At 68.9% G+C, this 13,341-nt stretch carries 12 protein-coding genes; 3 read left to right on the top strand and 9 right to left on the bottom strand.

The window, feature by feature from the left end:
- Positions 1 to 133: 133 nt before the first annotated feature.
- The 4 genes from ASD21_RS20330 to miaA form a co-directional block, all read right to left on the bottom strand.
- On the bottom strand, positions 134 to 1,957 hold the full coding sequence (locus ASD21_RS20330; RefSeq protein ID WP_056445638.1) for an acetolactate synthase 3 large subunit: 1,824 nt from the start codon (positions 1,955 to 1,957) through the stop codon (positions 134 to 136).
- A gap of 109 nt (positions 1,958 to 2,066) precedes the next feature.
- Positions 2,067 to 2,114 carry a hypothetical protein gene (locus ASD21_RS25280; protein WP_369744215.1) on the bottom strand — a complete coding sequence of 16 codons (48 nt, stop codon included), beginning with the start codon at positions 2,112 to 2,114 and terminating at the stop codon, positions 2,067 to 2,069.
- Positions 2,115 to 2,231: 117 nt separating this feature from the next.
- Positions 2,232 to 2,714, bottom strand: coding sequence for a CinA family protein (locus tag ASD21_RS20325; RefSeq protein WP_056445635.1), 483 nt, complete (start codon positions 2,712 to 2,714; stop codon positions 2,232 to 2,234).
- A gap of 60 nt (positions 2,715 to 2,774) precedes the next feature.
- Positions 2,775 to 3,659: a tRNA (adenosine(37)-N6)-dimethylallyltransferase MiaA gene (gene miaA, locus ASD21_RS20320; RefSeq protein WP_056445632.1), complete on the bottom strand. Its 885-nt coding sequence runs from the start codon at positions 3,657 to 3,659 to the stop codon at positions 2,775 to 2,777.
- A 143-nt stretch (positions 3,660 to 3,802) separates the two neighbouring features.
- Here miaA and serB point away from each other — a divergent pair, with 143 nt between their 5' ends.
- A complete protein-coding gene (serB, locus tag ASD21_RS20315) occupies positions 3,803 to 4,672 on the top strand; it encodes a phosphoserine phosphatase SerB (protein ID WP_056445629.1) in 870 nt (289 codons plus the stop codon).
- A complete protein-coding gene (locus ASD21_RS20310; protein ID WP_056445627.1) occupies positions 4,669 to 5,334 on the top strand; it encodes an HAD family hydrolase in 666 nt (221 codons plus the stop codon). Before serB ends, ASD21_RS20310 begins: the two co-directional genes overlap by 4 nt.
- A 123-nt stretch (positions 5,335 to 5,457) precedes the next feature.
- Here ASD21_RS20310 and ASD21_RS20305 read toward each other — a convergent pair whose 3' ends face one another.
- From ASD21_RS20305 to hflK, 4 genes are all read right to left on the bottom strand, one after another.
- Complete coding sequence (locus tag ASD21_RS20305) at positions 5,458 to 7,824, bottom strand: putative bifunctional diguanylate cyclase/phosphodiesterase (protein WP_056445624.1); 2,367 nt, start codon at positions 7,822 to 7,824, stop codon at positions 5,458 to 5,460.
- Between the two features lie 4 nt (positions 7,825 to 7,828).
- On the bottom strand, positions 7,829 to 8,440 hold the full coding sequence (locus tag ASD21_RS24310) for a hypothetical protein (protein WP_056445621.1): 612 nt from the start codon (positions 8,438 to 8,440) through the stop codon (positions 7,829 to 7,831).
- Positions 8,441 to 8,613: 173 nt separating this feature from the next.
- Entirely contained in the window at positions 8,614 to 9,462 is an 849-nt protein-coding gene (hflC, locus tag ASD21_RS20295) for a protease modulator HflC (protein WP_056445620.1), read from the bottom strand.
- Positions 9,459 to 10,571, bottom strand: a complete 1,113-nt coding sequence (hflK, locus tag ASD21_RS20290) for an FtsH protease activity modulator HflK (protein WP_056445617.1) — start codon at positions 10,569 to 10,571, stop codon at positions 9,459 to 9,461. Before hflK ends, hflC begins: the two co-directional genes overlap by 4 nt.
- A 110-nt stretch (positions 10,572 to 10,681) precedes the next feature.
- Here hflK and ASD21_RS20285 point away from each other — a divergent pair, with 110 nt between their 5' ends.
- On the top strand, positions 10,682 to 11,794 hold the full coding sequence (locus ASD21_RS20285; RefSeq protein ID WP_056445614.1) for an Mrp/NBP35 family ATP-binding protein: 1,113 nt from the start codon (positions 10,682 to 10,684) through the stop codon (positions 11,792 to 11,794).
- Positions 11,795 to 11,883: 89 nt separating this feature from the next.
- Here ASD21_RS20285 and ASD21_RS20280 read toward each other — a convergent pair whose 3' ends face one another.
- Positions 11,884 to 13,194 (bottom strand): outer membrane protein transport protein, encoded by a 1,311-nt coding sequence (locus ASD21_RS20280; protein WP_056445612.1) that lies wholly within the window; start codon positions 13,192 to 13,194, stop codon positions 11,884 to 11,886.
- Positions 13,195 to 13,341: the final 147 nt, after the last annotated feature.

The raw sequence follows: 13,341 nt of genomic DNA, 5'->3' as shown, positions 1-13,341 counted from the left end.
GATTGGAAATTTCCCTCCCCCTTGTGGGGAGGGGGGACCAGCGAAGCTGGTGGGTGGGGTCTGCTGACTCATCAAGCCCCACCCGACCCCTTCGGGGCCACCCTCCCCACAAGGGGGAGGGAAGAGCGTCAATTTAGACCAGCCCCGCGCCCGCCGCCCCGATGACATTTCCGATGTCCTCGACGTCGCCCATGATCATCTCGTTGTGGGCCTTGCCCGAGGGGATCATCGGCAGGCAGTTCTCGTCCTTGGTCACCATGCAGTCGAAAATCACCGGCCGGTCGCTGTTGATCATCTCCAGGATCTTGGCGTCCAGTTCGGCGGGGTCCTCGCAGCGGATGCCGACCGCGCCGTAGGCCTCGGCCAGTTTGACGAAGTCGGGCAGGCTGTCGGAATAGGAGTGGCTGTAGCGTTCGCCGTGCAGCAGCTGCTGCCACTGGCGGACCATGCCCATCCGTTCGTTGTTGAGGATGAAGATCTTCACCGGCAGCTCGTACTGGATCGCCGTCGACAGCTCCTGGATGCACATCTGGATCGAGGCTTCGCCCGCGATGTCGATGACCAGGGCGCCGGGATGGGCCAGCTGCACGCCGATGGCGGCGGGCAGGCCGTAGCCCATGGTGCCAAGGCCGCCGGAGGTCATCCAGCGGTTGGGCGCCTCGAAGCGGAAGAACTGCGCCGCCCACATCTGGTGCTGGCCGACCTCGGTGGTGATGTAGACGTCCTTGTCGCGGGTCAGGTCGTACAGGCGCTGTATGGCGTGCTGCGGCTTGATGGCGTCGCCGGACTGGCGATAGCGCAGGCAGTCGCGGGCCCGCCACTCGTCGATCTGCCGCCACCAGTCGCCGAGCGCCGCCTTGTTGGGCTTGTGGCCCGCCGCTTTCCAGGCGGCGATCAGGTCTTCGAGCACGCTGCCGGCGTCGCCGATGATCGGCAGGTCGACGCGGACGTTCTTGTTGATCGACGAGGCGTCGATGTCGATGTGGATCTTCTTGGAGCCCGGCGAGAAGGCGTCCAGGCGGCCGGTGACCCGGTCGTCGAAGCGGGCCCCGACGCAGATCATCACGTCGCAGTCGTGCATGGCGTTGTTGGCCTCGAACGTGCCGTGCATGCCCAGCATGCCCAGCCACGCCGGATCGGCCGCCGGGAAGGCCCCCAGGCCCATCAGGGTCGAGGTGACCGGCGCCCCGGTCATGGCCGCGAACTCGCGCAGGGCCTGGCTGGCCTTGGGGCCGGCGTTGATCACGCCGCCGCCGGTGTAGAAGACCGGCCGGCGCGCCTGGGCGATCAGCTTGGCGGCCTCGGCGATGCGGTTCTGGTCGCCCTTGGTCCTGGGATTGTAGGCGTGGGTCGAGGCGACCTCGGTCGGGCCGTAATATTCGCCCTTGGCGAACTGGACGTCCTTGGGGATGTCGATCAGCACCGGGCCGGGACGGCCGGTGGTGGCGATCTTGAACGCCTCGTGGATGATCTGCGGCAGGTCGCGGACGTCTTTGACCAGGTAGTTGTGCTTGGTGCACGAGCGGGTCATGCCGACGGTGTCGGCTTCCTGGAAGGCGTCGGTGCCGATCAGGTGGGTCGGGACCTGGCCGGTGATGACGACCATCGGGATGGAGTCCATCAGGGCGTCCATGATGCCGGTGATGGCGTTGGTCGCGCCTGGGCCCGAGGTGACCAGCACGACGCCGGGCTTGCCCGAGCTGCGGGCGTAGCCCTCCGCGGCGTGGGTGGCGCCCTGTTCGTGGCGGACCAGGATGTGCTGCAGGCGCGGCTCGTGGAACAGCGCGTCGTAGATCGGCAGCACCGCGCCGCCCGGATAGCCGAACAGCACCTCGACGCCCTGGTCCACGAGACCGCGAACCACGATCTCGGCGCCGGTCATGGCGCGCCCTTCTTGAGAAAGAGAGGGGATCGTCTGGACGGGAGCCTGGCTCTCGATGGTCTGGTGGGCGGTCATGGCGGTGATCCGGGGGGCTGGGAAGCTTGGCTTGGGGCAGGGCAGAAAAGAAAAAAGGCCCCGAAGGACCTTTTGTGCGCGCGACCGATCTATCAACGTGACTTCAAGGTCACGCCGTGAACGGCCGCTCCATAAGTACGATCATGGTGTTGCGCACGAGTGTTGCTCCAAATGGATGATTGGGGAATGCCATGCTCGCCGAGGGGCGTCAAGGCGCGGTTTGACGCAAGAAACAACCCGTTGCTCCCATGCAACGGCGTTCTGGGAGCGAAACTTAGCCCAAGGTTTCCAGCAGGAGGGCAAGAGCGTGCTCGGCGAACCGCCGCATGTTGGTCTCGCGGTCGTTCAGGCCCGTCTCGACGGTAAGACTGACCTCCTTGTCTGGTCCGACCACGGCCGTGCAGCTGTGGCCCGCCGCGTCGCCGTAGCGGTTGCCGTCCGGCCCGGCCGCGCCGGTTTCCGACAGGCCCCACGTCGCCTTGAGGTTCTTGCCGGCCACCCGGGCCAGCAGCACGGCGTAGGGCTCGCTGGCCGAGCGCAGGCCGTCCATGGCCTTCTGCGGGATGTCCAGCAGGGTCAGGCGGGCGCGGGCAGTGTAGACCACCGCGCCGCCGACATAGAACTTCGACGCGCCGGGCACGGCCAGCAGGGCCGCCGAGATCAGCCCGCCGGTCGAGGATTCGGCCACGGCGACGGTTTCCCCCCGTTCGGTCAGGCGGGCGGCGACGGCGGCGGCGAGGCGGGCGAGTTCGGTCATGGCGGGGTCTCGGCTAAACAAAGGCTGCGCTCATCCCGACAATGGTCGGGATGAAGGGATTTATGAGAGATCGGGAACGACCCGTTCCCAATCCGGCGTCTGGTTTCTGAACCAGGTCATCTGCCGCTTGGCGTAGCGCCGCGTCTCCTGCCGCGCCGCGTCCAGCGCCGCGTCCAGCGTGGTCTCGCCCCGCAGATGGGCGGCCAGTTCGCGGTAGCCGACGGCCTTGAGCGCGGGGAGGGACGGGTCCAGACCCCGGGCCTCCATGGCGCGCACCTCGTTCAGCGCTCCGTGCTCGACCATCAGGCCCAGGCGGGCGTCGCAGCGGTCGTAGAGCTCGGCGCGCGGGGGATCGAGCACGACGCCGCGCCACGTCCCTGCAGCCAGGGCGGGCTTGGTGTCGGTCTGCCAGGCGGTCAGCGACTTGCCGGTGGCGACGGCCACGGCGTGGGCGCGGACCAGGCGCTGGCGGTCGCCGATCTCGATGCGCTTCTCGGCCTGCGGGTCCAGCCGCGCCAGCACGTCGCGGAACTCCGGCTCGCCCTGGGCGGCGTAGAGCAGGGCCGAGACCTCGCGCTGGGTCTCGGACACCGGCGGCACGTCGGCCAGGCCGTGGGTCAGGGCGCGGAAATACAGGCCCGTGCCCCCGACCACGATGGCGGGGCGGCCCCGCGCGGCGATGTCGGCCAGGGCCTGGGTCGCCGCCGTCAGCCAGCGTCCGACCGACCAGCCGTCGGCCGCGTCGGCCACCCCGAACAGGTGGTGCGGCGCCTGGGCCAGCTCGTCCTCCGACGGCCCGGCCGTCAGCACCCGCAGGCCCGCATAGATCTGCATGGAGTCGGCGTTGACGATCTCGCCGCCGCGCTCGCGCGCCAGCTTCAAGGCCAGGGCCGACTTGCCGCTGGCGGTGGGACCGGCGATCAGGACGATGTCCGCTTCAGGCAATGCTCGATCCAGCGCGCTCAATTACGATCTCGCCTGGGACAAACCACGAAACGCCACGCCAGCGCCATCCTCGCGTCGCGTCGAAAGCTGGAAGACCGAAGCTAGTGGTTGACGCGGGCGGCTTCCTCCAATAGCCGCCCCTCATGCTCGCGATCACCCTCGTCTCGCCCGATCCCGCCGCCCTGGCGGAGGCCGTCGCCGCCGTGCGCGCCGCGTTGGCGGTTTCGTCCGAAGCCGTGCTGGGGGAGGGGGCGCTGGACCTGCTGATCGACGGGCCGCCGGTGGAGACCCACCAGGCGGTCAAGGCCGCGGTCGACGAACTGCCGGTCGACTTCGCCGTCCAGCCGGTCGAGAACCGTCGCAAGCGGCTGCTGATCGCCGACATGGACTCCACGATCATCAACGTCGAGTGCCTGGACGAACTGGCCGACTTCGCCGGGGTCAAGGACAAGGTCTCGGCGATCACCGAGCGCGCCATGCGCGGCGAGCTGGCCTTCGAGGGCGCGCTGCGCGAGCGGGTCGGCATGTTGACGGGCCTGTCGGTCGACGCCCTGCAGGCCTGCTACGACGACCGCGTGAAGCTCAATCCGGGGGCGCGCACCCTGGTGCGGACCATGGCCGAGCACGGCGCCCGCTGCGCCCTGGTTTCGGGCGGCTTCACCTTCTTCACCTCGCGGGTGGCCCAGGCGGCCGGCTTCCACCTCAATCGCGCCAACACCCTGATCGAGGCCGACGGCCGGCTGACGGGAACCGTCGGCGAACCGATCCTCGGCAAGGAGGCCAAGCTGGCCGCCCTGCGGGAGGAAACGGCGGCCCTGGGCCTGACCCCGGCCGACGCCCTGGCGGTGGGCGACGGCGCCAACGACCTGGCGATGATCGAGGTCGCGGGCCTGGGCGTGGCCTATCGCGCCAAGCCGATCGTCGCGGCTCAGGCCCACGCGAAGGTCGACCACGCCGATCTCACAGCCTTGCTCTACTTCCAGGGCTTCACCGCCGCCGAGTTCGTCTCGTGACCTTCCCGCGCGGCGTCCAGGCCGTGGTGTTCGACATGGACGGCCTGCTGCTGGACACCGAGACGGTCTACCAGGCGGCGATGATCGAGGCCGGCCAGGCGTTCGACATCGACTTCACCGCCGCGACCTACCGGTCGATGGTCGGCAAGACCAATCCGGAATGCGCGGTGATGCTGCGCGAGCTCCATGGCGAAACCTTCCCGGTCGAAGACTATTTCGCCCGCGTCTGGAGCGACGTCGAGATCCTGCTGGAGGCCGAGGTGCGGCTGAAGACCGGGGTGATGGAGATCCTCGACTATCTGGACGCCCTGGGCCTGCCGCGGGCCATCGCCACCTCCAACAGCCGCCAGGCGGTGGACCGCTATCTGGGGCGCTTCGATCTGGTCAGGCGCTTCCACGCGGTGGTCGCCAACGCCGACGTCACGCGCCACAAGCCGCACCCGGATCCCTATCTGGAGGCCGCCCGCCGGCTGAACGTCCACCCGACCCTGTGCCTGGCCCTGGAGGACTCCCACCCCGGCGTCCGCGCCGCGCACGCGGCCGGCATGATGACGATCATGGTGCCGGACATTCTCGACCCGAACGAGGAGATGCACGACAAGTGCGTGCACGTCGCCGACAGCCTGCACGTGGTGCTGGGCCTGCTGAAGGCCGCGGCCTAGTTCACTTCAACCTCTCCCATGGGGAGAGGGCGGGGCCCAAGCGAAGCTTGGGAGGGCGAGGGGGTTCTGAGTCCGACTGCGTGCCGGCAGGGTGTTCATGGAGATTGGCGAGGGTGTAACCCCTCACCCTCCCACCGCTGCGCGGCGGGCCCCTCCCTCTCCCACTGGGAGAGGGTTCGAGATTTGCCAATCCCCCAGGAACACCACCAGCTTGTCCAGCGCCATGGGCCTGGCGATGTGGTAGCCTTGGGCGAGGTCGCAGCCCATCATCTGCAGCATGGCCAGGGCCTGGCGGCTCTCGACGCCTTCGGCGGTGACCTTCAGGCCCAGGCTGTGGGCCAGATCGATGGTCGACTTGACCAGCAGGGCGTCCTTGGCGTCGTTCTCCAGGGACAACACGAAGGCCTTGTCGATCTTCAGCTCCTCGGCGTTGATCTGCTTCAGATAGGCCAGGGACGACAGGCCCGAGCCGTAGTCGTCGATCGACACGGGGATTCCGGCGGCGTTCAGCTTGGCCAGCACGCCCAGGGCGACGTCCGGATTGCCGATCACGGCGGTCTCGGTGATCTCGAAGCAGAAGCGGGCGCCGGCGGCGGCGATCTTCTCGATGGCGCGATCGGCGAATTCGGCGTCGTCGATCAGGCGACCGGAGATGTTGATCGAAATCGTCAGGTCATGGCCGACCTCGCGCAGCGCGCGCTGGTCGAGGATGGCGCGGTCGATCACGCAGTCGGTCAGGGCGCGGATGTGGCCGGTCTCCTCGGCCATGCCGACGAACAGGTCCGGCCGCAGCAGGCCGCGGGTCGGGTGGGCCCAGCGCACCAGGGCCTCCAGGCCGGTGATCGCGCCGCTGCGCAGATCCAGCTTGGGCTGATGATGCAGGAACAGGGCGCCGGTCGCGACGCCTTGCAGCATCTCGCTCATCAGCGACAGGTTGCTGGCCGGGTCGCCATAGGCCGCCGCATCGAAGATCGACACCTTGCGGCCGCAGGCGCGGGCCTGGTCCAGCGCGATCATCGCCTGTTCGATCAGGCGGGGCGCGTCAATGGTCCCGGCCTCGGCCGCGGCCAGGCCGTTGGTCATGTGGACGTCGACCAGCTCGCCGCCCAGGCGGACGGGCGCGGCCAGGTCGACGAGCGCCTTTTCGATGTGCGGGACGATCTCGTCGGTCAGCGCTGTCAGGCGGGAGATCACGCAAAGGGTCGAGGTCGTCAGGCGGCCGACCACGGCCTCCGGGTCGATCACCTGGATCCGCGCGCCGATCTCCGCGACCAGCTGGTTGAACAGGGCGTAGCCGATCGCGCTGCGCAGGACGGTGAAGCGGTCCAGCCCCAGGGCCCCGACCACGACCTGCTCGCCCGGCGCCAGGCGGGCCATGCGCGCCTCGATCTCACGCTCCATGGCCAGATGGTTGGGCAGGCCGGTCTCGGCGTCGCGCAGGGCCAGCTCGGTGATCCGAACCTCGCGTTCGCGGATCTCGGCGGCCATCAGGTTGAAGCTGTCGGAGAGATGGCCGATCTCGTCGCTGGAGCGCACGTCCACGTGCACGGCCTCGCCGCGCCGCAGACGCCGGGCGGCGTCCTCCAGGGCGGCGATCGGCCTGGCGATGTCGCGCGACAGCGCCCAGCTGGCGGCCACGACCAGGGCCGCGCCGGCCAGGACGGCGATGAACACCGCCGCCATCAGCGGCTGATAGGGCGCCATGGCCAAGGCCATGGGATAGCGCAGGACCAGCGCCGCCGGCGTCTGGCCGTCCAGTGTTTTCAGTCGTTTGACCAGAACCAGGTTGTCGCCCGCGGCCGTGCGCAGGCGGGTCGGCGCGGAGACCGCCTTGCCCGCGGCCGTGGCCGTGGCGACCAAGGCGCCCAGCGCCTTGGCGTCGGCGGTCTTGTCGGTGGTCACCCAGGTCTCGCCGCGTCGGTCGAACACCTGGGCGTCCAGGCGGATGGCCGCCAGCTGTTCCAGGGCCGTCATTTCGCGATCGTCGAGCCGCGCCCCGAACACGATCCAGCCGGTCAGGTTGGGCGACATCACGGGCGCGGAAATCAGCTGGTAAGGCGCGCCGTCGACGACGAACACGCCTTGGGCCCCGTCCTCGTGATCCAGGGCGCTCCACAGCTTGCCGATGTCGATCTTGGCCGGGTCGACGCCGACCACGTCGCCGTCGATCCCGACCATGAAGGCCAGTTCCAGGCCCATGCGCTGGCGCAGGTTGGTCACCGCGGAGTCGACGGTCGGGGCGTCGCGGGTGGCCACGGCGGCGCGGAAGCCGAAGTCGCGCGACAGCAGGTCGGCCCCGTCGCGCAGCCGCTGGGTGCGCAGGGCCCACACGCTGTCGAACACCGTGCCGGTCGCGGCCAGCTCCCCGCGGACCTGCTGCTGGGCGTTGTTGGCGATGGTCAGGTAGACGCTCACGGCGACCAGGCTCAGGGCCAGGGCGAACAGACCCGCGTAGAGGACGGTCAGCTTGGTCTGGAGCCGTTTGAACATCGGATCAGTGCCCGCCCGGGCGAAGTTCGATCGTCGCGGTCTCGCGCGCCGCGCCGCGAACGGCGGTGAGGGCCAGGGTCTTCTCGTTCTTCGGCGCCCGCAGATAGGGGTGCCAGACCTTGGCGACGACCGGACCGTCCGGCAGGCCATGGATCACGGCCACGCCGCCGGCGTCGCTCTTGGCGGCATAGGCTGTGTCGACCACCTTGATGAAGCCGACCATCTGGTCGTGGATGTTGCAGCCGATCGCCGCCACGCCGACCGCCGACAACCTGACGGAGCGGCTCTCTTCGCGGCCGTACAGCTTCAGTTCGAACTTGTTGCCGTCGGAGAACGAATAGACGTGGTGGCGGACCTTATCGAGATTGGGGAACGACACCTCGGCTCCCGCCGGCACGATCAGCACGAACGGGGTGAACTGGATGTTCCGCTGGGCGACGCGATAGGGCCAGTCGAACTTGATCGGACCCCTGGTCGGCTGGCCGTTCGGATAGACGGTGACGACCGCGTCCGAAACCGGTTTGCCGTCAGGCCCACGCACCGAAACCGTCAGGTCCGCGGCGTGGGCGGATCCCGTCAGTATTGTCGCCACGAAGAGTATCGGCGCGATCTTCATGCGCCTGCTTAGCCTTGGCGCCGTGAAATCCCAGTTAACAGGCCCGGGGCGGTGTTTCAGGCCAAGACCTGCGACAATTTGACCTGTTCGAGGTTGCGCAAGGTCTTGCCCTGGGGCGTCTCAAGAAAAAGGCCGGCGGAGTGATCCGCCGGCCTTTTGGGTTTGTTTCGATCTCAGCCCGCCGGACCTTTCTCGAAGTACTTGAAGAACGCGCTGTCGGGCGAGAGCACTAGGGTGGTGTCGCCCTGGCCCAGCGCCTTTTCATAGGCCGACATCGACCGGTAGAAGGCCGCGAAGCCCGGGTCGCGGCCGAAGCTGGAGGCGAACAGTTGGGCGCGCTGGGCGTCGGCGTCGCCGCGGATCTTCTCGGCCTCCTCGTAGGCGGTGGCGACGATCTCGCGGCGCTTCTGCTCGCCGATGGCGCGCAGCTCGGCGGCTTCCTGCTTGCGGGCCGTCTGCATGCGCTCGAACACCGCCTGCTCGTTGGTCGGCGGCAGGTCGGCGCGCTTGATGCGCACGTCGATGATCTGGACGCCCAGGTTGGACGCGGCCACCTGGCGGGCGACGCGGTCGCGGATGGCGGCCATCACCTGGGCGCGCTTGCCGGCGATCACCTCTTCAGAGGTCGAGCGGCCGATCTCCTCGCGCAGGGCGGCGTTGACGATGCGGTCCAGGCGGTCTGTGGCGACGCTTTCCTGGCCCAGGGTGCGGTAGAACTGGCGCGGGTCGGTGATGCGGTAGCGGACGAAGGCGTCGACCACCAGGCGCTCCTGGTCGGCGGCCGTGACCTCTTCAGGCTGGGCGTTGATCATCTCGATGTTGCGCTTGTCGAACCGGATGACGGTGTCGAACGGGCTCTTCACGTGCAGGCCGGGCGTGCGCACGGTGCGCACCGGATCGCCCAGGCGGACGATCAGGGCCTGCTGCTTCTGGTCCACCTTGAACAGGGTGAAGTTGGCCAGGATCAGCAGGAACAGCGCGCCGATCCCGGTGGCGACGACGGACGGGTTGAGGCGGTTCATCGGACGGTCCCCTCGGCGGCGGCGGTGCTGGCGGCGACGGAAGTTCTCGGCCTGAACGTGTCGGGCGGCAGGATCACCGGGGCCGTGGCGCCCTTGTTGTCGATGATCACCTTGTTGGACCGCTCCAGCACGCGCTGCATGGTCTCGATATAGAGGCGCTCGCGGGTGACGGCCGGGGCCAGCTTGTACTGGGCGTAGACCTGGTTGAAGCGGTCGGCGTCGCCGGCCGCCTCGCGCACGACCTGCTCGCGATAGCCCAGCGCGGCCTGCCGGATCTGGGCGGCCTCGCCGCGGGCGTTGTTGGCGGCGGACTCGGCGTTCTGGGCGGCGCGCTGCACGTCGCGATAGGCCTCCAGCACCGGGGCCGGCGTGGTGGCGGCCTGGATGTTGACGCTCTGGATCGAGACGCCGACGTCGTAGCGGTCGAGGATGCGCTGCATCAGCACCTCGGTCTGGTCCTGCACCTGGCCGCGGCCGGTGGTCAGGATCGGGGTGAGGGCGGTGCGGCCGACCACTTCGCGCATGGCGCTCTCGGCGACGTCCTTGATCACGACATCGGGGTCGCGGACGTTGAAGGCGTATTTGGGCGCGTCCGAGACCTTCCACTGAACGGTGAAGCTGAGATCGACGATGTTCTCGTCGCCGGTCAGCATCAGGCGCTCGTCGGATATCGGCTGGCTGACCGAGCCGCCGATGTCGAGGGTCTGGATCGAGGTGAAGGGCACCAGCTCGGCGTGCTCGATCGGCCAGGGCAGGTGGTAGCGCAGGCCGGGCTGGGCGGTGCGGCTATAGGCGCCGAAGGTGGTGACGACCGCCTGCTCCTTGGGCTGGACCACATAGCAGCCCGAGACAGCCCACAAGGCGACCAGGCCCAGGGCCGAGACGGCGATCGCGCGTCCCCGGCCAGGGCCGCCGAAGGTCTGGCGCATCCGGTCGGACAGGCGCTCGAGCAGGGCGTTGACGTCGACCGGCGGAGGCGGGCCGCCGGACCCACCGGGGCCGCCGCCGGGACGCGGCCCTTCGCCCCTGTTGCGATCCGGGTCCTTCTTGCCGTCGTTTGGCGGCGGGGATCCCCAAGGTCCGGGGCCGGCGTTGTCATTCCAGGGCATGGGCGGCTTGGTCTTCCGGTCACAGCGAATGGCGGGCCAAATGGCGGGGTTGTAAAACCATCCCCGCACGCGGATATGAAAGCCCCCGCAGAACAAGGCAAGACAATCCCGTGACCGCAGCTTCCCCCGCCACCCTCGACGACGCCCGCGCGGCGCTGGATCTGATCGTCGATCCGGTTTCCGGCCAGGGGTTGGTCGCGGCCGGCCTGGTCCAGGGCCTGGTGGTGCGCGCCGGACGCGCCGGCTTCATGCTGGAGGTGCCGGCGTCCCAAGCGGCGACCTACGCCCCGGTGCGCGAGGCGGCCGAGAAGGTTCTGGCGGGCCTGCCGGGCGTCGAGGTCGCCCAGGTCGTGTTGACCGCCCAGGCGGCCGAGGGCGCGACCCGGGTGCGCAAGGGCGCCAAGGTCTCCGAAGACGGCCAGGCCAAGCTGGTCCCGCCGCCGGAGGCCGAAAAGCCCGCCCATGTGAAGCACGTGATCGCCGTGGCCTCGGGCAAGGGCGGGGTGGGCAAGTCCACCGTGGCCACCAACCTGGCCTGCGCCTTCGCCGCCCAGGGCCTGCGGGTGGGCCTGCTGGACGCCGACGTGTACGGCCCCTCGGCGCCGCGCATGATGGGCGTCGACGGCGAGCCCAGCTTCGAGGACGGCAAGCTGCAGCCGCTGGAGGCCCACGGGATCAAGCTGATGTCGATCGGCTTCCTGGTCGACGAGGGCAAGGCGATGATCTGGCGGGGCCCGATGGCCTCGTCGGCCGTGCGCCAGATGATCCACGACGTGGCCTGGGGCTCGGCGGCCGCGCCGCTGGACGTGCTGGTCGTCGACCTGCCGCCCGGCACCGGCGACATCCAGCTGACCCTGGTCCAGAAACTGCGGATCGACGGGGCGGTGCTGGTGACCACGCCGCAGGAGATCGCCCTGATCGACGCCCGCCGCGCCGCGGCGATGTTCGGCAAGACCGCCACCCCGATCCTGGGCCTGATCGAGAACATGGCCTTCTTCGCCGACCCGGCCGGCGGCGCCCCGATCCCGATCTTCGGAACCGGCGGCGGGGTGGAAGAGGCCAAGACCCTGGGCGTGCCGGTGCTCGCCCAGGTGCCGATCGAGATCGCCGTGCGCGAGGCCGGCGACGCGGGAACGCCGGTGGTGCTGCGCGCGCCGGACAGCGCGGCGGCCAAGGCGTTCGTCGGGGCGGCGAAGATGTTGTGGGATGGGGTGAAGGGGTAGGCGGAGGGGGGCGTCCCGCCGCGCGCCAGAAGAAAAAGGCCGCCCGGGTTTCCCCGGGCGGCCTCTTCTTCGTCAGCTCACGTCGAAGCCTAGAAGCTCCAGCGCAGGCCCGTCGACAGGACCACGGCCGAGCCGCCGACGTCGCCTTGGAGGTTCAGCCGCGTCGCCGCCGGCGTGCCGGCATAGAACGTGTCGATGCGGTTGATCTTGCTGTCCTTGAAGCTGATGTACGACACGGCCGCGTCCCACTGGATGGCGTCGGTCGCCTGCCAGGTGCTGCCGAACGCATAGAGCGTCCGATCGCCGTCCGGCACGCGGGCGGTGCGGCCCACGTTCGGCGTCGGCGTCGGGTCGTACTGCACGCCGCCTCGCAGGGTCAGCTTCGGATTGACCTCGTAGTCGATGCCGAAGGCCGCGGTGGTGGTGTCCTCGTAGTTCTGCTCGCTGATGCTGCCGCCGCCCGGATAGGAGACGACGATCTGGTCGAACTCGCTCCAGCCGATGCGGGAAATCGAGGCGTTCAGCGTGGTCTTGTCGTCAACCTTCCAACGGGCGCCGAGGTTGGCCATCCACGGGGTGGTGATCTTGGCCACGCCGTCGGTGCTGATATTGCCGCCGGCCAGCGGGCCCAGCAGGCCCGAGACGACGACCTTGCCGTCCAGTTCGTGCTCGATCTTCGAACGATAGGACGCGCCGATCGTCAGGGCCGGGGTGGCGTGGAACTGGGCGCCGACGTTCCAGCCGTAGTCCCAGTTGCCTTCGCCCTTCAGCGAGGACGCGCCGTCGGGCAGGGCCGGCGACAGGTTCGGCAGGGCCGAGCTCAGTTCGGCGTCGGTGTACTGGGCCGAAACGCCCACGCCCAGGTCGAGCTTGTCGTTGACGCGATAGGCCACCGTGCCGTTGACGTCGACCGTCAGCAGGCTGGACTTCAGGGCGTCGTAACGCGTCCAGCTGTTGCCGTTGTAATCGGTGGTGAAGTTGTAGGGCGCGGCGACGGTCAGGCCGACGGCCAGCTTGTCGTTGATGCGGAAGGCGCCGGCCAGGTTGGGAACGATGCCGTTGTTGATCGGGCCGCCGGCGATGTGGTCGCCGCCCACCGAGGTGGTCAGGCCGCCCGGGATGACCGGACGGGTCAGGGTCGAGCCGTCGTCATCGACCTGGGAGTCGACCTGGACGAGGTGAACGCCGCCGTAGATCTCGTTCTTGTCGAGACCGGCGATCGAGGCGGGGTTCCACCACAGGCTGGCGGCGCCGCGGTCGGCGACTTCGCCCGAATAGGCGCGGCCGGCGCCGCGCACGGATTGTTCCTGCAGATAGAAAGCGGCGGCCGAGGCCTGCGAAGCGACGACCAGGGCGGCGAGCGCCACGCCGGCGGCGAGGGAGGTACGCGAGAGAGACATGAAAGACGACCTTCTGGGGAGGAAGTTCCGACGCCCTTGATGGCGCCGGTTGCCGTCGCTCTAACGCATTAAGTCAAAAAACGTTGCTTTTTATTCGTGTACCGGTGAATTTTATACATCAAGTCAAATAATATGACCCAAAACCAG

This window comes from Caulobacter sp. Root1455 (assembly GCF_001426905.1).
Lineage (GTDB): Bacteria > Pseudomonadota > Alphaproteobacteria > Caulobacterales > Caulobacteraceae > Caulobacter.
This window is presented reverse-complemented; position numbering and strand designations above follow the sequence as displayed.

Coding starts and splice junctions, on each gene's coding strand:
- ASD21_RS24310 (WP_056445621.1), bottom strand. CDS start 8,440: ATGAAGATCGCGCCGATACTCTTCGTGGCGACAATACTGACGGGATCC.
- serB (WP_056445629.1), top strand. CDS start 3,803: ATGCTCGCGATCACCCTCGTCTCGCCCGATCCCGCCGCCCTGGCGGAG.
- ASD21_RS20330 (WP_056445638.1), bottom strand. CDS start 1,957: ATGACCGCCCACCAGACCATCGAGAGCCAGGCTCCCGTCCAGACGATC.
- hflC (WP_056445620.1), bottom strand. CDS start 9,462: ATGAACCGCCTCAACCCGTCCGTCGTCGCCACCGGGATCGGCGCGCTG.
- ASD21_RS20325 (WP_056445635.1), bottom strand. CDS start 2,714: ATGACCGAACTCGCCCGCCTCGCCGCCGCCGTCGCCGCCCGCCTGACC.
- ASD21_RS20305 (WP_056445624.1), bottom strand. CDS start 7,824: ATGTTCAAACGGCTCCAGACCAAGCTGACCGTCCTCTACGCGGGTCTG.
- hflK (WP_056445617.1), bottom strand. CDS start 10,571: ATGCCCTGGAATGACAACGCCGGCCCCGGACCTTGGGGATCCCCGCCG.
- ASD21_RS20280 (WP_056445612.1), bottom strand. CDS start 13,194: ATGTCTCTCTCGCGTACCTCCCTCGCCGCCGGCGTGGCGCTCGCCGCC.